The sequence below is a fragment of the Streptomyces sp. NBC_00237 genome (assembly GCF_026342435.1).
Taxonomy (GTDB): domain Bacteria; phylum Actinomycetota; class Actinomycetes; order Streptomycetales; family Streptomycetaceae; genus Streptomyces.
On sequence record NZ_JAPEMT010000005.1, the window covers coordinates 226,798 to 246,363 of the forward strand.

At 72.0% G+C, this 19,566-nt stretch carries 16 protein-coding genes; 14 read left to right on the top strand and 2 right to left on the bottom strand.

The genetic code is table 11. The annotated features are described in order from the left end of the window. The first annotated feature begins 14 nt into the window (after positions 1–14). From mppP to OG897_RS36830, 14 genes are all read left to right on the top strand, one after another. Positions 15–1,199, top strand: a complete 1,185-nt coding sequence (gene mppP, locus OG897_RS36765) for an enduracididine biosynthesis enzyme MppP (RefSeq protein WP_266664078.1) — start codon at positions 15–17, stop codon at positions 1,197–1,199. After that, the gene (locus OG897_RS36770; RefSeq protein WP_266664079.1) at positions 1,196–2,431 is read left to right on the top strand and encodes an aminotransferase class I/II-fold pyridoxal phosphate-dependent enzyme; all 1,236 of its coding nucleotides are present in this window, start codon (positions 1,196–1,198) and stop codon (positions 2,429–2,431) included. Before mppP ends, OG897_RS36770 begins: the two co-directional genes overlap by 4 nt. Before the next feature lie 180 nt (positions 2,432–2,611). Continuing rightward, complete coding sequence (gene mppR, locus OG897_RS36775; protein ID WP_266664081.1) at positions 2,612–3,442, top strand: enduracididine biosynthesis enzyme MppR; 831 nt, start codon at positions 2,612–2,614, stop codon at positions 3,440–3,442. 64 nt (positions 3,443–3,506) lie between these two features. Then, positions 3,507–4,562, top strand: coding sequence for a helix-turn-helix transcriptional regulator (locus tag OG897_RS36780; RefSeq protein WP_266664083.1), 1,056 nt, complete (start codon positions 3,507–3,509; stop codon positions 4,560–4,562). A gap of 23 nt (positions 4,563–4,585) precedes the next feature. Then, positions 4,586–4,801: an MbtH family protein gene (locus tag OG897_RS36785; protein ID WP_266664085.1), complete on the top strand. Its 216-nt coding sequence runs from the start codon at positions 4,586–4,588 to the stop codon at positions 4,799–4,801. Positions 4,802–4,856: 55 nt separating this feature from the next. Beyond that, positions 4,857–5,525: a response regulator transcription factor gene (locus tag OG897_RS36790; RefSeq protein WP_266664087.1), complete on the top strand. Its 669-nt coding sequence runs from the start codon at positions 4,857–4,859 to the stop codon at positions 5,523–5,525. Between the two features lie 233 nt (positions 5,526–5,758). Then, the gene (locus OG897_RS36795) at positions 5,759–6,916 is read left to right on the top strand and encodes an acyltransferase (protein ID WP_266664089.1); all 1,158 of its coding nucleotides are present in this window, start codon (positions 5,759–5,761) and stop codon (positions 6,914–6,916) included. Between the two features lie 10 nt (positions 6,917–6,926). After that, complete coding sequence (locus OG897_RS36800; RefSeq protein WP_266664091.1) at positions 6,927–8,156, top strand: sensor histidine kinase; 1,230 nt, start codon at positions 6,927–6,929, stop codon at positions 8,154–8,156. A 277-nt stretch (positions 8,157–8,433) separates the two neighbouring features. Next, positions 8,434–8,907 carry a hypothetical protein gene (locus OG897_RS36805; RefSeq protein ID WP_266664093.1) on the top strand — a complete coding sequence of 158 codons (474 nt, stop codon included), beginning with the start codon at positions 8,434–8,436 and terminating at the stop codon, positions 8,905–8,907. 14 nt (positions 8,908–8,921) lie between these two features. After that, entirely contained in the window at positions 8,922–9,830 is a 909-nt protein-coding gene (locus tag OG897_RS36810) for an ABC transporter ATP-binding protein (RefSeq protein ID WP_266664095.1), read from the top strand. Between the two features lie 2 nt (positions 9,831–9,832). After that, positions 9,833–11,482 (top strand): ABC-2 transporter permease, encoded by a 1,650-nt coding sequence (locus OG897_RS36815; RefSeq protein WP_266664097.1) that lies wholly within the window; start codon positions 9,833–9,835, stop codon positions 11,480–11,482. A 142-nt stretch (positions 11,483–11,624) separates the two neighbouring features. Further along, entirely contained in the window at positions 11,625–12,251 is a 627-nt protein-coding gene (locus OG897_RS36820; RefSeq protein ID WP_266664099.1) for a YigZ family protein, read from the top strand. Between the two features lie 96 nt (positions 12,252–12,347). Then, positions 12,348–13,514 (top strand): exonuclease SbcCD subunit D, encoded by a 1,167-nt coding sequence (locus OG897_RS36825; RefSeq protein ID WP_266664101.1) that lies wholly within the window; start codon positions 12,348–12,350, stop codon positions 13,512–13,514. 34 nt (positions 13,515–13,548) lie between these two features. Continuing rightward, positions 13,549–16,563, top strand: coding sequence for an SMC family ATPase (locus tag OG897_RS36830; protein ID WP_266664103.1), 3,015 nt, complete (start codon positions 13,549–13,551; stop codon positions 16,561–16,563). Positions 16,564–16,669: 106 nt separating this feature from the next. Here OG897_RS36830 and OG897_RS36835 read toward each other — a convergent pair whose 3' ends face one another. Continuing rightward, on the bottom strand, positions 16,670–18,193 hold the full coding sequence (locus OG897_RS36835; protein ID WP_266664105.1) for an amino acid permease: 1,524 nt from the start codon (positions 18,191–18,193) through the stop codon (positions 16,670–16,672). Positions 18,194–18,329: 136 nt separating this feature from the next. After that, positions 18,330–19,271 (bottom strand): hypothetical protein, encoded by a 942-nt coding sequence (locus OG897_RS36840; RefSeq protein ID WP_266664107.1) that lies wholly within the window; start codon positions 19,269–19,271, stop codon positions 18,330–18,332. Between the last annotated feature and the right edge of the window lie 295 nt (positions 19,272–19,566).

Below are 19,566 nucleotides of genomic sequence, written 5' to 3' on the forward strand. Positions count from 1 at the left end.
ATCCCGAGGCTGTCGTGACCATCGCACCCGAGGCACCCACCACCCCCCTGACCCACTCCGGCCAGGCCAACCCGGGACAGGTCGAGGAGAACCTGACCCAGCTGGAGTTCATGGCCATCAACAGCGAGCTGAACCTGGCCGACGGGCACGCCCGCCAGGGGCTCACCGCAGGCCAGCAGAAGATCATCGACTCGCTTCCCGAGATCTTCGCCGAGAGCGCCGAGCGCCGGGTCGAGGACCTGGAGAACGAGGCCCACGAGGCGTTCTTCCACATGCTCGGCCAGCACAGCTACCTCACCGCCGGCAGCGGCCGCGTGCTGAGCTGCTACGCGTCGTCCGTCGCCATGGAGATCCTCGCCCGCACCCTGGCGACCTCCATCGACAACGTGGCCCTGGTCCACCCCACCTTCGACAACATCCCCGACATCCTGCGCGGCTGCGGCCTCGGCCTGGTCCGCCTGGACGAGGAGGTGCTGCACGGCGGCGACCTGAGCGCGGAGTTCCTCGACTCCGTCGGCGCCATCTTCGTCACCACCCCCAACAACCCGACCGGCGTGGTCACTTCCGAGGCGCGCCTGACCCGGCTGGCGCAGCAGTGCGCCGAGCACGACGTCATCCTCTGCCTCGACACGTCGTTCCGCGGCTTCGACATCCGCGCCCAGTACGACCACTACGCCGTGCTCGGCGCGAGCGGCTGCCGCTGGGTCGTCATCGAGGACACCGGCAAGCTGTGGCCGACGCTCGACCTCAAGGCCGGTCTGCTCGTCTACTCCGACAACCTCGACCTGCCGATCGACCTGATCTACTCCGACATCCTGCTCGGCATCTCCCCGATGATCCTCACCCTCATCCGCGAGTTCGCGAAGGACGCCGCCAACGGCGGGCTCGAAGACCTGCACGCGTTCATCGAGCACAACCGCCAGATCGTCCGCTCGGCCCTCGCCGACATCCCCAACGTCACCGTCCTCGGCGAGGGCCTGCGGGTCAGCGTCGAGCGCGTACGCGTCGACGACGGTTCCGCCTCCAAGGTCTGGGCCGCCCTGCGGGACGAGAACGTGTACGTACTGCCGTGCCGCAAGTTCCACTGGGCGAACCCCGCCGAGGGCGACGACAGCTTCCGCATCGCCCTGGCCCGCCCCGTCGAGCCGCTCCAGCGGTCCATCGACAAGCTGAAGGCGGTACTGGAGTCCGAGCGGTGACCGCACTCACCGAGACGCCCGCCGGAGCCGGCCCCGGGCGCACCCCGCGCCCGGCCCGGTGGCCCCACCTTCGACGGGGCATCGTGCAGGACGTGGTCCCGGCCGGGGTGATCGACCTGGGCCCCGGCTACCCGGACCCGGACCTGCTGCCCACCGCGCTGCTGCGGCAGGCGTACGGCACGGCGCTCGGTGAGTACGGGCCCGCGGCCCTGGCGTACGGACACAACACCGGCCCCCTCCCGCTGCGCGAGGCCCTCGCGGACCGGGCGCGGCGGGCGGACGGCCACCCGTGCGAGGCGGACAACGTCCTGGTCACGGCGGGCACTTCACAGGCGCTGCACCTGCTGTCCGGGGTGCTGGGAAGCCCCGGCGGGGTCGTCCTCGCCGACCAGTACTCCTACGACCTCGGACGGCAGATCTTCACCGACTGCGGACTGCGGGTGCGCACCGTCGCCACGGACGCCGACGGAATGAACCCCCGCGCCCTGCGCGAAGCCGTCCTGGCCGAGCGTGCGGCGGGCGCCAGGATCGCCTTCGTCTACCTCAACCCCACCCACCACAACCCCACCGGCATCGTCGTGCCGCTCGCCAGGCGTCGGGAACTCCTCGACCTCACCGAGCAGCACGGACTGATGGTCGTCGAGGACGACGCCTACGGTGAACTGGCCCTGGAACCGGGCGAGTCGCCACCGCCTTCGATGGCGGCGCTCGCCGGGTACCGGGGGGTGCTGAAACTGGGCACCTTCGCCAAGACGCTCGCCCCGGGCCTGCGCCTGGGCTGGCTGCTCGGCGATCCGGCCCTGGTGCGCCGCATCGGCGCGCACGGGCTGCTCGTCAGCGGCGGCTCGCTGAACCACACCACCGCGCTGGCCGTGGCGACCACCCTGCTCGACGGCAGCTACGGACAGCACCTGGAACAGGTGCGCGCCGAACTCAGGAGGCGCAGGGACACCCTGGCGGCCTCGCTGAAGGACGCACTGGGCCCGCGCGTCGCGTACCGGATCCCGCACGGCGGCTTCTTCCTCTGGCTCGGTCCTGCGGACGACCCGGAGCGCGGGAAGCCGAAGGAGGCCGACCTCGCAGCGGCCGCCGAGCTGGCCGGGGTCCGCCTCGCGGCGGGCTCCCGGTTCGGCAGCGGAGACCGGCCGAGGCTCAGGCTGGCCTACAGCCTCAACGCGCCCGAGCTGCTGACCGAGGCCGCACACCGCCTCGCCACGGCCTGGACGCCCTGACCGGATCCCGGCCCGGGCCCCCGGAGGAACGTCTCCGGGGCCATCGACTCCCGGCCGCGGTCGTTCGGCGCCCCCTCGCCGACCGGCCGCGTCCGGGACCCCCTCCGGAACGCCACGCATCCCCGCAGAACGCCACGCATTGCCGGAAAACGCCCCGCATCCCCGAAACGAGAAACGCTGATGCTTCCCCTCACCCAGAACACCCCCACGGGCCCCCACGGCTACAGCCTTCCGCTGTCCCCCTCCGGGACCTCCTCCATGCTCACCCCGCCGCCCTGGCACTTCTCCGGCGACGTCGTCATGGTCGACTACCGCGTCGATCCCGACGCCGCGGCCCGCTTCCTGCCGCCGGGCCTCTCGCTGGGGGCGGACCCGGGTGCGGCGGCCGCGATCTTCGCCACCTGGCAGTGGTGCTCGGACTCCGGCGAGGAGCTCACCGACCCGTCCCGCAGCCAGTTCTCCGAGTTCCTGATCCTGCTCGGCTGCGACTACGACGGCAACGCCATGGCACGTGCCCCGTACGCCTGGGTGGACCAGCCCGTCCCGATGGTCCGGGGCTGGGTGCAGGGCATGCCCAAGCAGTTCGGCGCCGTCCACCAGACCATCTCCGGGCTGCCGGGCCGGGCCGGATCGGCGAAGGCCCCCGGTGGCCTGTTCGCGGGCAACCTCTCCGTGCACGGCCGCCGGGTCGTCGAGGCGTCGGTGACGCTCACCGAGCGGGTCCAGCAGCCGCCGCACCTCCACGACGTGCCGCTGGTGCACAGCCTGGTCACCCCCGAGTGGGCGGCCCCGGCGACCGGTCCCGCGCCGCTCACCGCGTCCGAGGTCGGCGACGTGGAGTTCGGCGAGATCTGGACGGGTGAGGCACGCCTCGACTTCTTCGACGCCCTCGACGCGGACTTCGCGTCGCTGGCCCCGGTCGAGATCGGCGCGGGTCACGTCTTCTCGTACGCGGAAACACTGAAGGGGGGCCGCATCCTGCCGGTCCCCGGGAGCCACCAGGGCGCATGACCGGAATCCGACAGGGCGCAGGACCGCACGAGAGACAGCACGAGAGACGCGACGGGGGTCGGACATGCTGAGGATCCACTTCACGGCCGAGGACCTGGCCCGGCTGCACATGGCGGCAGGGCTCGGACTCCTGACGGAGAGCTCCCTGGCCCTCCATCTGTTCGCCCGGAACAACGAGGTCACCTTCCGCGGCTGGCGCAAGCAGCTGCGGGTCGAACTCGGCCGGGGCGCCGCCGCGTACGAGAACCTCGCCGGGCAGCACGCGCCCGACGAACTGGTCAACGTCGTGCAGCGCGCCGAGCAGGCGACGGCCCCCGGGCTGCGCCTGGTCAGCACCCGCAAGCACCAACTGGTCTCCGCCCTGTCGGACTTCGGCCGGGTGGCGGTCCGGCCCTACTGGCCGCAGGTCCGCACCATGCTCGAAGGCATCCGCGACACCAGCGGACGCATCATGATCGCGGGGGGTGCCGAGCGACTGCTCGACACCCTGCACCCCAGGCTGCGCTGGCAGAGCCCGGTGCTCGAACTGCACGGCCCCGGACCCGACCGCGACGTCCACCTCGGTGGGCGCGGGCTCGTCCTGAGCCCCTCGTTCTTCCTGCCCGAACAGACCTGCCTGTTCGTGGAGTCGGAGGGCACGAGCGGACGGCCCGCGATCCTCTTCCCCGTCAACGACCCGGCGAAGGCCGAATTCAGCCGGGACTGCGAAGGAGGTGCCGAAGCCCTCGGCGCGCTGGTCGGGCACACCCGGGCCGCCGCGCTCCAGGTCCTCACCGAGAGCTGCAACACCAGCGAACTGGCCGAACGCCTCAACCTGTCGCTGGCGGGCGCGAGCAAGCACGCCTCGATCCTGCGCGGCGCCGGCCTGATCATGACCACCCGCTCCCGCAACACCGCACTGCACACGCTCACCCCGCTGGGCGTGGCCCTGCTCGACAGCAGGGCCCCCGTGACGCGGGCGGCCCCTGCCACGCGGGCCCCCGTGACCCGTACGCCGGACACCCGTCCGTACGGCACGCGCATCCCCGAGCCCCGTGCGGCCACCTCTCGTACGGTCAACTCCCGTACGGCCGGTTCCTGCACCGCCACCACCCGTCAACCGCTCGGCATCCCCGCCTGAGCGTCCCACCAGAGGAGCAACACATGAGCACCAACCCGTTCGACGACGCGTCCGGCACGTTCCTGGTGCTGGTCAACGACGAGGGCCAGCACTCCCTGTGGCCGTCGTTCGCGGAGGTCCCCGACGGCTGGACGGTGGCGCTCGCCGCCACCGACCGGGCCTCGGCCCTCGCCTACGTCAACGAGAACTGGACCGACATGCGGCCCAAGCGGCTCGTCGAGGCGATGGGCGAGAACTAGCCACCGCCGCACGCCCCCAGGAACCCCCTCCACGACCCTGCGAGAATGGCCGACTGTGACGATTCGAGTGGTACTCGCCGACGACCAGGAAATGGTCCGCCGCGGCATGCGGCGCATCCTTGAGGCCCAGACGGACATCGAGGTGGTCGGCGAGGCCGCCGACGGCGTGGACGCGCTGGCCGAGGTCCGCCGACTGCGCCCCGACGTCGCCCTGGTGGACGTCCGGATGCCCCGGATGGACGGCCTCGAAGTCACCCGGACCCTCCAGGAGTCCGCGGCCGAACTGCCGGTGAAGGTGGTCATCGTGACGACCTTCGACCTCGACGAGTACGTCTACCCGGCACTGCGGCACGGAGCCTCCGGCTTCCTGCTCAAGCGCTCGGGGCCGACCCTGCTCGTCGAGGCGGTCCGCGCGGCCGTCGCGGGGGAGAGCCTGATCAGCCCGTCCATCACGGTGCGGCTGCTGAAGCACGTCGCCGGCGCGGGCCGGACGCCCGAACGAACCGGGCGTCCGGCCGTGGTCGAACCGCTCACCAAGCGGGAGACCGAGATCGCGGCCAAGGTCGCCGAAGGGCTGACCAACGCCGACATCGCGGGCGAGATGTTCATCTCCGCGGGCACCGTCAAGACCCATGTCGCCGCCGTCCAGCGCAAGTTGGGCGTACGCAACCGGGTCGGCATCGCCGTCCGGGCCTGGGAGATGGGCTACGCGAACGCCGGTTAGCAGCCTCGCCCGGCACTCCACCAACACCCGTACCAGCCAAGGAATCTGAGTTACCGTCACGCCTTCGGTGTGCCCCGAAGTCCGCGTGGCGAAGCACCGCACCCCCACCGTCGGACCGCGCCGCCGGGCGCCCCCGCACGCCCTCGGTGAACGGTCCGTCACGCCCCGGTGCGGGTCCCGTCCGGATCCCACCCGCCCGCCCCCTCCGTTCAAACCTGTCCGAAAGAGACATCATGGCCATCGCTCTCGGCGAGAAACGACCACAACTCCACTCCCTGACCGGTCTGCGCGCCCTCGGCATGCTGCTGGTCTTCGTCGTCCACGGCTCCTTCGAGATCGTCTTCAGCGACGACACGATCGGGCTCGCCTACCTCGAAGGCGTCGGCACCTCCGGCCAGACGGCCGTCACGTACTTCTTCATCCTCACCGGCTTCGTGCTCACCTGGTCCTGGAACAAGAAGGAGTCGCTGCGCGCCTTCTGGCGGCGGCGCGCGGTGCGCGTCTTCCCCAACCACGTCACCGCCCTCGCCTTCGCGGTGGTCCTCATCATCGCGCTGGGCGCCCTGCCCGACTTCCTCCCCCTGCTGGCCAACCTCTTCCTGGTCCAGTCCTGGTTCCCCGACCCGGCCTTCCAGGAGGCGGGCAACAGCGCCACCTGGTCGCTCGCCGTCGACATCGGCTTCTACGCGCTCTTCCCGTTCCTGCTGCCCCTGGTCAAGCGGATCCGCTCGCAGTACCTGTGGTACGTGGTCGGCGCCGTGGCCGTCGTCATCGCCCTCATACCGGTGGTCGCGAACACCTTCCTGCCCGCCACCCCCGAGTCACCGCTGTGGCAGACCTCCGAGAGCCGCTACTGGTTCGTCTACTTCTTCCCGCTCTCGCGCATGCTCGAATGCCTCCTCGGGATGCTGGTCGCCCGCATCCTGATCACCGGGCGCTGGATCGGACTGCGTCCGCTGCCCGCCGCCCTGATCCTGGTGGCCGCCTACGTCGCCGCGCAGCAGGTGCCCTTCCTCTACCGGTACGCCGCCATCACCGCCGTACCCGTCGCGCTGCTCACCGCCGCCCTGGCGACGATGGACGTCGAGGGGCGCAAGAGCTGGCTGAACAGCAAGGCCCTCGTGCGACTCGGCGAACTCTCCTTCGCCTTCTACCTGTTGCACGGTCCGATCCTCAAGTACGGACACCTCATGTTCGGCACCGTCATGGACGGCGGCATCCCGGAGGGGCGCACCTGGGAGGTCCCCGGAGCGCTCGCCTTCCTGGTCGGGATGTTCGCGGTGTCCCTGGTGCTGGCCTGGCTCATGAACGTCTTCGTCGAGCAGAAGGCCGTACGCCTGTGGTCGCGTCGCAAGACCCCGGCGGCCCCGCGCGTCAAGGTCGCCGCCTAGGCTCATGCAGATGATGACAGGTAATCAGCAGATGGGCCGCATGCGGCAGTTGTGGTGCGGAGCGAGCGTGGTCCTCCTCGGGTTCCCGGCCCTCCTCGGGCCGCCCGCGGCGTACCTCCTCGCGGTCACCGCCGTCGTCGCCGTGCTCGTGGTACTGCTGCCCCTGCCACTCGGAAGGATCACCCTGCCGGTGGCCGCCCTCGCGGCCACCGGCCTGTCCGTGGTCACCGACGTGGCCTACGGCGGGCAGCAGGGGCTCACCCTCCTGTGGATGCCCTTCGAGTTCACCGCGCTCCTGGTGCTCACCGGACGGCTGATCCGGCGCGTGCGCCGGTACGCCGCCCCGCTGGCGGCGGCCGTGGCACTGGCCACCGTCGCGCTCCCGCTGCGCTTCACCGTGCGCAACCCGGAGTCGGGGGCCAACGGCTCCCTCGTCATGGTCGTGATCACGCTGGTGCCGGTGGCCTGCGCGGTCGCCGTCGGCGGCTACCTGCGGTCGGTCGACGAACGCAGGCGGCGCGCCGTGCTCCGGGCCCGCAGGGAACAGCGCCTCGACATGGCCCGAGTGCTGCACGACTTCGTCGCGCACGAGCTGACCGGCATGGTCCTGGAGGTCCAGGCGGCCCAGGCGTCCCCGTACGAACCCGATCAAATGGCCTTGTTCCTGGGCCGGTTGGAGGAGTCCGGGCTGCGCGCCCTGGACCAGCTGGACCGCGCCCTGGACACCCTGCGCCAGCCGGAGGAGCACCCGGGCGCGACGCCTGAGGTCGGCGAGCAGATCCCCCCGGGACAGTACGAGGACGCCGAGGAGCCCGCCCACGTGCCCACCCTGGTGCGCGGGCTTTCCGACCTGCCCGACCTCGTCACCCGCTTCGCCGAGTCCAGCTCCCTCCCCGCGAAGCTGGACCTGGACGCGGAACTGACCGGCACCCTGCGCCGCGAGAGCGACGAAGTCGCGTACGGAATGGTCATCGAGGCCCTCACCAACGTGCGTCGGCACGCCCCCTCGGCCACCTCCGTGACCGTCTCCGCCCAGCCCGAAGGCGACGACCGCGTGCGCGTCAGCGTCACCGACCACGGCGGTGGCCGGGAGGGCGCGTCCGGCGCCCTGCTGAAGGACCGTCAGGGCGGCGGCACCGGACTGGTGGGCCTGCGCGAGCGGTTCACCGTACTGGGCGGAGAACTGACGGCCGGACCGTGCGAGGACGGCTGGCGCGTGACCGGAACCCTGCCCCGCTGACCCACCGGGTCGCCACCGCAACTCCGCACCACTGACGTACCGGGTCGCCACCGGAACTCCGTACCACTGACGTACCGGATCGCGACCGGAACTCCGCACCACTGACGCATGGACGTGCGAGGGATCCGCAGGGACGGACCTGCGGATCTCTACCAAACGGCAGATGTGCGGATGTCGCCGAACGACGAATCTAGAACCCATCGAGCCCCGCCGCATTCTCGCCGAACGCGGCAACTCCCCAACCAGCCCCCCACCTTCACCACCCCGGAGACACCCCATGGACCTCAAGCCCCTCGCCCGCACCCGGAACGCAGTCGCGGGAGCCGTCGTACTCGCCGCCGTCGTCGGTCTGACCGGCTGCGCCAGCGCCAAGGACGCGGACCCCGAGACGAAGACCTTCGCGTACAAGGGCAAGACCGTGAACGTGAAGTCGCACGGCATCCCGACCGACCTCGTCGCCACCGACCGCGACGACATCCTGGTGACGCGGTGGTTCGACGTCGGTGCGGGCGCCGACGAGGAGAGCAGCTGGGAGCTGAAGGAGGACGTCCTGGACCTGGTCGCCAAGTGCAGCAAGCTCGCCAACTGCGACGTGCGCTACAAGGTCGAGGTGCCCAAGGAGATGAAGGTCCTGCGCAACGGGAAGGCGACGGACCTCAAGGGCGAGAAGGGCGACAAGGAGAAGGGCACCAAGGACAAGTCCGCACCCCCTGCCGGTGCCGTCTCGGCCGCCGTCCGGAACCTGGCGTAGGGGAGCGGAACGACATGCTGGAACTCATCGACATCACCAAGGACTACCGGGGCGGCAAGCGTGCCGTCGACAACATGACCATGCGCATGGAGCGCGGCATGCTCGGTCTGCTGGGCCCCAACGGGGCGGGCAAGTCGTCCCTGATGCGGATCGCCTCGACCGTCACCCGCCCCACCAGCGGCCAGGTCCTCTTCCAGGGCACCGACGTGGTGGCCAAGCCGGACGTGCTGCGCCGCGCTCTCGGCTACCTCCCGCAGGACTTCGGCGTCTACCCGAACCTCACCTCCCGCGAGTTCCTCGGCTACCTCGCCGCCGCCAAGGGCCTCTCGGCCCGCTCCTCCAAGGCCCGTATCGACGAACTGCTCGAACTGGTCAACCTCACCGAGGCCGTCAAGCGCCCCCTCGGCAAGTACTCGGGCGGCATGATGCGCCGCGTCGGCATCGCGCAGGCGCTGCTCGCCGACCCGCAGGTGATCATCGTGGACGAGCCCACGGCGGGCCTCGACCCCGAGGAGCGGGTCCGCTTCCGCAACCTCCTCAGCGACCTGGCCGCCGACCGGGTGGTCATGCTCTCCACCCACATCGTCTCCGACGTCGAGTCCGTCGCCTCCGACATCGCCGTCGTCGCCCAGGGGCGGCTGCTGCGCCGGGGCACCCCCGAGCAGCTGATCGCGGCCATCGAGGGCTGGGTCTGGGAGGTCATGGTCGACGCCGCCGAACTGCCGGTGCTCCAGAAGCGCCACCTCGTCAGCCGGATGGTGCGCACCAGCAGCGGCGTACGGGTGCGCCTGCTCACGCACCTCGCGCCGTACGCCACGGCCCAGCAGGTGGCACCGGACCTGGAGGACGCCTACCTGGCCGCCGTGAACAACGTCGGCGCCGGGGCTGCCCAGCAGCGCATGACCAGTGCCGGAGGGCGGTAGCCGTGCGGACCCTCTACAGGCTCGTCGTCGGCGACTTCTGGGACCGGGTGCGCCGCCCGGCGTACGCCGCGATCCTCCTCGCGGCGGTCGGACTCGGCTACCTCGCGACCCCCGCCCGCGAGGCGGGCTGGGTCGTCATGCAGGTCGGTGAGTACCGGGGCACGTACAACAGCGCGTACATCGGCATGGTGGTGGCCCTCGCCGGATCGGTGTGGCTCTCCCTCGGCGGCTTCTACGTCGTCCGCAACGCCATCTCCCGCGACGAGGCCACCGGCGTCGGCCGCCTCCTCGCCTCCACCCCCCTCAAGAACCACCTCTACCTCGCGTCCAAGTTCCTGAGCAGCGTCCTGGTCCTGGCCTCGATGCTGGGCGTGCTGGCGCTGACCGCCGTGGTCATGCAGCTGTCCCGGGGCGAGACGATGGCCGTCAACCCCGTCGAACTGCTCAAGCCGTTCCTCTTCATCGCGCTGCCGCTGATGGTGTTCACGGCGGCGGCGGCCCTCCTCTTCGAGGCCGTACCGCTGCTGCGGGCCGGACTCGGGAACATCCTCTGGTTCTTCATCTGGGCCTTCATCGCGATCGGCGGACAGTCCCCGAACGCGCCGCTCGGCGGGATCGGCGTGCACCAGGTGGTGCAGTCGCTCAGTACGTCGCTGAAGGCGCAAGGCATCGACCCGACGCAGGTCGGCGAGTTCAGCCTCGGTCTGACCCTGGTCGACAAGCCGCTGAAGACCTTCGACTGGAGCGGCTTCGAGCTGACCGGCGACTACCTCCTCACCCGGCTCGTCCTCGTCCTGATCGGGGTGGCGCTCGCCATGGTGCCGGTGCTGTGGTTCCCGCGCTTCGACCCCTCGCGGGGGCGTGCGGCCAAGGACACGGCGGCGACGCAGGCCGCCGGTGAGGGTCCCGCCGGGGCACCCGGTGCCGTTGCCGCTCCCGGTTTCCCCGCCGCTCCCGGTTTCCCCGCCGTACTGCGCGAAGAGCACGAGTCCGGCACGAAGACCTTCGGCGGTGTGCCGAAGGCCCAGGTCAAGCTGGGCAACTCCGCGGTGCGGCTGCTCGTCGGCGAGGTGAGGATCCTGATCCAGGGGATTCCACTGTGGTGGTGGGGCGGTGTGCTGACGCTCGCGCTCGTCGCGCAGATGGTCACCCCGGCCACCGGAGTCTCCCGCTTCCTGCTGCCGCTGGCCTGGATCTGGCCGGTGCTGATCTGGTCGCGGCTGGGCACGCAGCGGCACGAGTCCGGGGTGGAGGCCATCCTCGGGGCGTACCCGACGACCCACCGCCGGGTGCTCGCCGAATGGGCGGCGGGCTTCCTGCTGACCGCCGTCGCGGGCATCGGACCCGCCGTCCGGATGGCGACCGGGGCGGACACGGTGGGCCTCTTCCACTGGGTCCTCGGCGCGCTGTTCATCCCCTCGCTGGCACTGCTCCTCGGCACGCTGAGCCGCACGCACCGCCTCTTCCAGGCCCTGTACCTGCCCCTGTGGTACGGAACGGTCAACGGCATCACCCCGCTGGACTTCATGGGCGCGCTGCGCACCGACGACGGAACGCCCGTGGGCATGTCACCCGGGTTCCTGATCGGCAGCTCGGCCGTGATGCTCGCCCTCGTCTTCGCGGCGGGCAAGGCACGGCGCGCGGTGAGCTAGCGAGAGCGGGCAACGAGCGGCAGGCCGGCGGAGCCGGGACCACGGACGCCACGTCCACGGTCCGGCGCCCGCCGGCCGCGCCGTTTCCGGGCCCGGCACCCTCCGGTCGGTGCCGGCTCCCCTCCCGCATAGGGTGGGCACAATGCAGGAGCAGTACCGGACCGTCGCCCACGCGGGCGTGCACGAGACCGAGATCAACCGATCCCGGTTCCTCTGCGCCCTCGCCCCCGCCGCCACCGAGCAGGAGGCGCAGGACTTCGTCGCCCGCGTCCGCAGGGAACACCCCACCGCCTCGCACAACTGCTACGCGTACGTCGTGGGGGCGGACGCCGGAATCCAGAAGGCCAGCGACGACGGAGAACCCGGCGGCACGGCGGGCGTCCCGATGCTCCAGATGCTGATGCGCCGCGAGGTGCGGTACGCCGTCGCCGTCGTCACCCGTTACTACGGCGGCGTGAAACTCGGCGCGGGCGGTCTGATCAGGGCCTACGGCGGAGTCGTCGGCGAGGCCCTGGACACCCTCGGCACGATCACCCGCCAGCGCTTCCGGCTCGCCACCGTCACCGTCGACCACCAGCGCGCGGGCAAGCTGGAGAACGACCTGCGGGCCACCGGGCGCTCCGTGCGCGAGGTGCGGTACGCCGAGGCGGTCACCATCGAGATCGGGCTGCCCGACGCCGACGTGGACGCCTTCCGGGGCTGGCTCGCGGACGCGACCGCCGGAACGGCCGCCTTCGAGCTCGGCGGCGAGGCGTACGGAGACGTCTGAGGAGCCCGCAGGACCAGGGGCGCGAGAGGCCGGTGCGCGGGCGGATTCCACCGTTGCCTCCTTGATTGTCAGACCCTCCCTTTACTCTCGTGAACCATGAGGCTTCTGCATACGTCCGACTGGCACCTCGGCCGGTCCTTCCACCGGGTGGGACTGCTCGACGCCCAGGCCGCGTACCTCGACCACCTGGTGGCGACGGTCCGCGCGCACGAGGTGGACGCCGTGCTGGTCGCGGGGGACGTGTACGACCGCGCGGTGCCGCCGCTCGCCGCCGTGGAACTCTTCGACCGGGCCCTGCACCGCCTCGCCGAGGAGAACGTGCCGACGGTGATGATCTCCGGCAACCACGACTCCGCGCGCCGCCTGGGCGTCGGCGCGGGCCTCATCGAGCGGGCGGGCATCCACCTGCGCACCGACCCCGCCGGGTGCGCCACCCCCGTCGTGCTGTCCGACGCGCACGGCGACGTCGCCCTCTACGGGCTGCCCTACCTGGAGCCCGCTCTCGTACGGGACGAACTGGGCGCGGCGAAGGCCCGGCACGAGGACGTCCTCGCCGCCGCGATGGACAAGGTCCGCGCCGACCTCGCCACCCGCCCCGGAGGCACCCGCTCCGTCGTCCTCGCACACGCCTTCGTCGCGGGCGGCGAGCCCAGCGACAGCGAACGCGACATCACGGTGGGCGGTGTCGCCGCCGTCCCCGCCGGGGTCTTCGCGGGCGTCGACTACGTCGCCCTCGGCCATCTGCACGGCGCGCAGACGGTGAACGAGCGGGTCCGCTACTCGGGCTCGCCGCTCGCCTACTCCTTCTCCGAGGTCAACCACCGCAAGACGATGTGGCTGATCGACCTCGGCCCCGGCGGGGAGATCGCAGCCGAGCGGCTCGACTGCCCGGTGCCCCGGCCGCTCGCCCGCCTGCGGGGCCCCCTGGAGGACCTCCTCGACGACCCCGCCCTCGCCCGGCACGAGGCCGCCTGGGTCGAGGCCACCCTCACCGACCCGGTCCGGCCCGAGGACCCGATGGCCCGGCTCTGCGCGCGCTTCCCGCACACGGTGAGCCTCGTCTTCGACCCGGACCGGGGGCCCGAGGGCGAACACGTCTCGTACGCGCAGCGGCTCAAGGGCCGCGACGACCAGCAGATCGCGGAGGACTTCGTGGCGCACGTACGCGGCGGCAGCGGACCCGACGGACGGGAACGGGCGGTGCTCCAGGGCGCGTTCGACGACGTCCGCGTCGACGAGACGGTCCGCGAGGTGGCCCGGTGATCGCGTACGCCGCGACCGCGCGCGAGGTGACCCGATGAGGCTGCACTCCCTGTGCGTCACCGCCTTCGGGCCCTTCGGCGCCGCCCAGCACGTCGACTTCGACGAACTGAACGCCGCCGGTCTCTTCCTGCTCCACGGGCCCACCGGAGCGGGCAAGACCTCCGTCCTGGACGCCGTCTGCTTCGCGCTGTACGGATCGGTGCCCGGCGCCCGCGAGGGGCGCGGCCTCACCCTGCGCAGCGACCACGCCGCCCCCGGCGTGCCCACCGAGGTCGTCCTCGAACTCACCGTCGGCGGACGCCGCCTCGAAGTCACCCGCAGGCCCGCCCAGTTGCGCCCCAAGAAGGGCAACCGCACCGGCTTCGTCACCGAGAAGGCCCAGAGCTGGCTGCGCGAACGCGACGCCGGCACGGGGGAGTGGCAGGCCCTCAGCCGCTCCCACCAGGAGATCGGCGAGGAGATCAGCCAGCTCGTCGGGATGAACCGCGAGCAGTTCTGCCAGGTCGTCCTCCTCCCGCAGGGCGACTTCGCCCGTTTCCTGCGCGCCGACGCCGAAGCGCGCGGCAAGCTCCTCGGCAAGCTCTTCGACACCCGCCGCTTCGCCGCCGTCGAAGAGCGCCTCGCCGATCTGCGCCGCACCGCCGAACAGCAGGTCAAGCAGGGCGACGAACGCCTCCTCGCCCTCGCCGAACGCACCGCGGAGGCCGCCGGGCCCGCCGCCCGCGACGTTCCCCGCCTCGAGCAGCGGCCCGGCGACCCCGGCCTCGCCGCCGCCGTCCTCGCCTGGGCCGCCGTCGCCCGCAGCGGCGCCGTCGAACGCCGTGACCTCGCCTCCTGCGCGGTCGCCGCCACCGACAGCAGACGCGCCGCCGCCCGCCTCGCCCTGGAGGACCAGCGGGAACTGCTGCGGCTCCAGCAGCGGTTCGCCGAAACGCGCCGCCGCGCCGACGCGCTCGACGAACGACGCGAACAGTTCGAGGGACTCCGCGCCCGCCAGGACCTGGCGCGGGCCGCCGACCGGGCGGCCCCCGCCCTCACCCTGCGCGCCGCCGCCGAGCGTGACCACCGCGAGGCCACCAGGGCGTACGAGCAGGCCCGCACCCGGCTTCCCGCCTCCCTCGCGGACGCCGGAGCCGATCAGCTCGCCGAGCGGGAGCGGCGGATCCGGCAGGAGCTGGGCGGCCTCGACGCCGCCCGCCGGGCCGAGCGGCGCAGTGCGGAGATCACCGCCGAACGCGCCGCCCTGGACCGGGAGGCCCGCGCCGACGAGGAACTGCGCCAGGACGCCGACGACTGGCTCACCGGGTGGGACGCCGTACGACGCGGCCTCCAGGACCGCATCGAGGCCGCGCAGGAGGCCGCGACGCGCGCCGGACACCTTCAGTCGCAGCTCGCACCGGCCGCCGCCCGGCTGGCGGCGGCCCGCCGCCGCGACGAGCTCGACCAGCGGCTCCGGGCCGCCGAGCAGAGCCTGCACTCCGCCCGCGACACCGCCGCCGACGCCCGCGAACACTGGCTCGACCTGCGCGAACGCAGGCTGACCGGCATCGCGGCCGAACTCGCCGCCGAACTGCGCGACGGCGAGGCGTGCAAGGTGTGCGGCGCCACCGGCCACCCGGCCCCCGCCCGTCCCGGATCCGGACACGTCGACCGGGCCGCCGAGCAGGGTGCCCAGGACGCGTACGGACGCGCCGAGGAGACCCGTACGCAGGCGGAGAGCGCCCTCTCCCGGCTCCAGCAGACCCACGCCGCCGCCCAGGCCGAGGCGGGAGGCGCGAGCTTCGCCGAACTCGCCCTACTGGAAGGGGAGTTGCGGCGTGACCATGCCGCCGCGCACGCCTCGGCGGGCGACATGCACGCCGCCCGCGAGGAGCTAGGCCGGGCCGAGCAGGAGCACACCCGCCGCGTCGACGTCCGGGAGCGGGCCGAGCGGCGCAGCGCCGCCCGCACCTCGCACCGCGAGGCCATCGACCGCGAACTCGCCGGACTCCAGGAGGAGTTGACCCGGGCACGCGGGGACGCGGGCAGCGTCGAGGAGCAGTACGCCACCCTGACCCGCCGGGTCGCCCTGCTCGCGGACGCGGCCGAGGCGGTCCGGTCGTACGAGGCGACGGCGGATCGGCTCAAGAGCGCCGACGGGTCCCTCGCCGACGCCGCGTTCAAGGCCGGTTTCGCCACTACGGAGGACGCGGCGCGGGCCTTCCTCGACCACCCGGAACAGCGCGCGCTCCAGGACCGCATCGACGCCTGGCAGGCCGAACGGGCGGCGGTCGCCGACCGGTTGCGCGAGGAGGACGCCGTCGAGGCGGCCGACCGGCCCGCCGCCGACGTGTGGGCCGCCGAGGCAGCACACACCGCCGCCGAGCGCGCCCAGCGGGACGCCACCTCCGCGTACGACGCGGCCCGCGACCGGTGCGCCGCGCTGGCCCGTCTCGCCCGGCAGGCCGAGGAGGAGGCCCGGCGGCTGGGACCGCTGCGCGCCGACTACGAGCGGGTGGCCCGCCTCGCCGGACTCGCCGCGGGCACCTCCGCCGACAACGAACGCAAGATGCGCCTGGAGTCGTACGTCCTGGCCGCCCGCCTCGAACAGGTCGCCGCCGCCGCGACCGCCCGTCTGCACCGCATGTCGGCGGGCCGCTACACCCTCGTGCACTCCGACGAGCGCACCACCGGCACGGGCGGCAGACGGGCCGGGCTCGGCCTGCACGTCGTGGACTCCTGGACCGGCCGCGAACGCGACACCTCCACCCTGTCCGGCGGCGAGACCTTCTTCGCCTCCCTCGCGCTGGCCCTCGGCCTCGCGGACGTCGTCACCGACGAGGCGGGCGGGGTGCGCCTGGACACCCTGTTCATCGACGAGGGCTTCGGCAGCCTCGACGAGGCGACCCTCGACGAGGTCATCGACGTACTCGACGCCCTGCGCGAACGCAACCGCAGCGTCGGCATCGTCAGCCACGTCGGCGACCTGCGCCGCCGCATCCCGGTCCAGCTGGAAGTACTCAAGGGACGGGCGGGCTCGGTGGTGCGCCCCCGCAACGCCGGAGACTGAGGCGCCCGGGGCCGCCCGAGGGGCGCCGGAGACCGAGGGGACCACAGAGGCGCGGGCCCACCGGAGCGACCCGGCGGCCCCGCACCCCGCTGCTCACCGTTCGGCGTCAGACGCGCTGGGGAACGCGGTCCACGCCCTGCGAGGAGTTCTTCGGGTGGTTCGGGTTGAGGAACCACTTGCGGGCGGAGACCAGCCACCAGATCCCGGCGAACGCGACCACCGCCAGCACCGCCAGCGGCGCGTAGTTGAACGTCTCGACGCTGACCGGGGCCGACTGCGGAAGCATGAACAGCACCGTGATCACCGCGACCCAGCCCACCGCCACGATCCCGATCGGCTTCGACCAGCGTCCCAGGTGCCACGGCCCGCGCCGGAAGTTCTCCCCCTGCCGCAGCCGCAGCAGCGTCGGGGCGACGTACGCGATGTACAGGCCGATCGTCGCGATCGAGGTGACGGCCGCGTACGCGGTGGTGTTGAAGAGGTACGGCAGCCCCAGCACGAACGCGGCGCCCGCCGCCAGCCACACGGCGTTGGTCGGCGTGCGCGTGCCCGGGTGCAGCTTGTGCCACACCGTGGACAGCGGCAGCGCGCCGTCGCGCGAGAAGGCGTAGATCATCCGGCTGTTGGCGGTCACCGACGCCATCCCGCAGAACAGCTGCGCGCCGATCACGACGAGCAGCATCAGGGACCCCAGGGTCTCCCCGAGCGCGTCCAGGAGGATCTGCGCCGGCGGCACCCCGGTCTCGGAGTCCAGCGCCCCCGCGTACGACTGGATCGCGAAGGTCAGCCCGAAGAGCAGCACGAACCCCGCCGCCCAGGACACCAGCACCGACCGCACGATCCCCTTCGGCCCCTCCACGGAGGCGTTCTTCGTCTCCTCCGTCATGTGCGCGGACGCGTCGTACCCGGTGAAGGTGTACTGCGCCATCAGGAGCCCGATCAGACCGACGTACACCGCCGAGCCCCACCCGGTGTTGTTGACGAACTCGGTGAACACGAACCCCGGTGACTGGTGCTTCTCCGGCACGATCAAGAGCGCGCCGACGATCACCACGACACCGATCAGGTGCCACCACACGGAGACGGTGTTGAAGAACCCGACGACCCGCACCCGGAAGGTGTTCATCACCGCGTGCAGCACCAGGATGATGCCGAACAGCGTGATGGTGTGCGCGGGTGTCGCCGCGTACCCGAACTGGAGGTTCAGATAGGCGTTGAGGAACGACGCCGCCCCGAAGTCGATGCCCGCCGTGACGGCCACCTGCCCGAGCGTGTTGAACCACCCCGTGAACCAGGCCCACGCGGGCGCGGACTTCACCGGGGCCAGCTTGTGCGCCCAGAAGTACAGCCCTGCGGAGGTCGGGTAGGAGGAGCACACCTCCGCCATGGCCAGGGCGACGAAGAGCGTCATCAGCCCGACGAAGACCCAGCCCCACATGATCACGGCGGGCCCGCCGGTGTTCATGCCGAACGCGTACATGGTCAGACACCCGGAGAGGATGCTGATGATCGTGAACGAGACGGCGAAGTTCTGCCGTCCCGACATGGAGCGGTCCAGGGTCTGCGTGATGCCGAGCTCCGCGAGCCGTTCCTCCTCGGAGGGGGCGATGCTCGGTATGTCCAAAGGCATGGGGGTGCCCTTTCCTGATCCGGTTCGATGACGAACGTCCCACCGGGCGGCGGTGGTTGAGGGGTGGTGCGGTCTCTGTGGTGACGGGCTGCGTGACGGTGACGGGCCGCGTGACGGTGACGGGCTGCGCGGTGGGTTACGTGGCGATCGCCCGCTGCGCCCACGTCCGGTGCCGGGTGAACAGCGTCGCCGCGTCGCCGCAGTAGCTCCACGGCGTGTCCGAGGCGAAGGGGCCGATGGCGTCGAAGACCTCCGCCGCCTCCCGGTAGCGGCCCGCGAAGGACAGGGCGTGGGCCAGGTAGTTGGCGTCCTCGGTGAAGTGGGCGTGCGGGCGGACGGGTACGCGGTGCACCCACCAGTCGTCCCACGCCTGCGACGTCGACGGGTTGTCCGTCCACGGGTGCACGGCCATCCCGTACCGGTTGCCGTCGGCCTCGGTCCGGCTGCGGTGCGACTCGGCCAGCGCGACCAGCGGCATGACGTGCAGCGGCAGCCCGCGCGGCGCGTGCGCGCACTGCTCCTGCGCCCAGTGGAAGAGCTCGCCGCCCGTCCCGTGCCAGTCCGGGAACAGGTACGTGAGGATCTCGTGGTGCCCCTCGCGGCTCCACCGGTCCCGCTCCGTGACCTGCCGCCACACCTGGTGCAGCGTCGCCCGCCACTCCGGGTCGCGGACGGGGGAGTGGAACCGCAGGAGGGCCAGCATGACGACGTACGGAGCCGGATCGGCCGGAGCCGCGTCCGAAGCGGTGTCGCACGCCGCCCACGCCTGCTCCATCGCCTCGCCGCGCCCCCTGCCACGCCCGGCCGCCATGGACCGCAGCGCCAGTACGTTCGCCAGGAGGGCCAGGGCGTGCGGGGAACGGGGCTCCGCCTGCGCCCAGGTGTCGGCGAAGGTCAGCCGCGCCCCGGTGCGGGCGAGGACCTGGAGGCGGAAGATGCGCCGGTCCCAGTCGCCGCCGGTCCTGGTCAGCAGTTCCCGCGCGCCCTCCCACCGGCCCATCGCCGCGTCCTCGACCACGGTCCGCAGCCGGGCGTCGTCCCGGGCCGGATGCCTGTCTAAGGCGGGCGTCCGGCTCACGGCCGCCCCGCTCGGCGCGTCCCGGGGCGGTGGGTCGCCGAACAGCCTTGCCCGACAGAGGTGTCGAGGAACACCTTCAAGCCTCCGGAATGCCTTCGTGGACCGATCCGGCGGTGCGACAGCACAGCCGGTGACGCAGGGGGAACAGACTGTTCCGCCAAGTGATGTCGTGCACATCTCACTAGTGATATGGCGCGCCGTCTTGACGGTTCGTCAAATGTTCTACGACATGCGGGAGTTGACAGATCTTACCCATGCCGGATAACCCTTTCCCTGCCTCGCGGATGCGAATCGG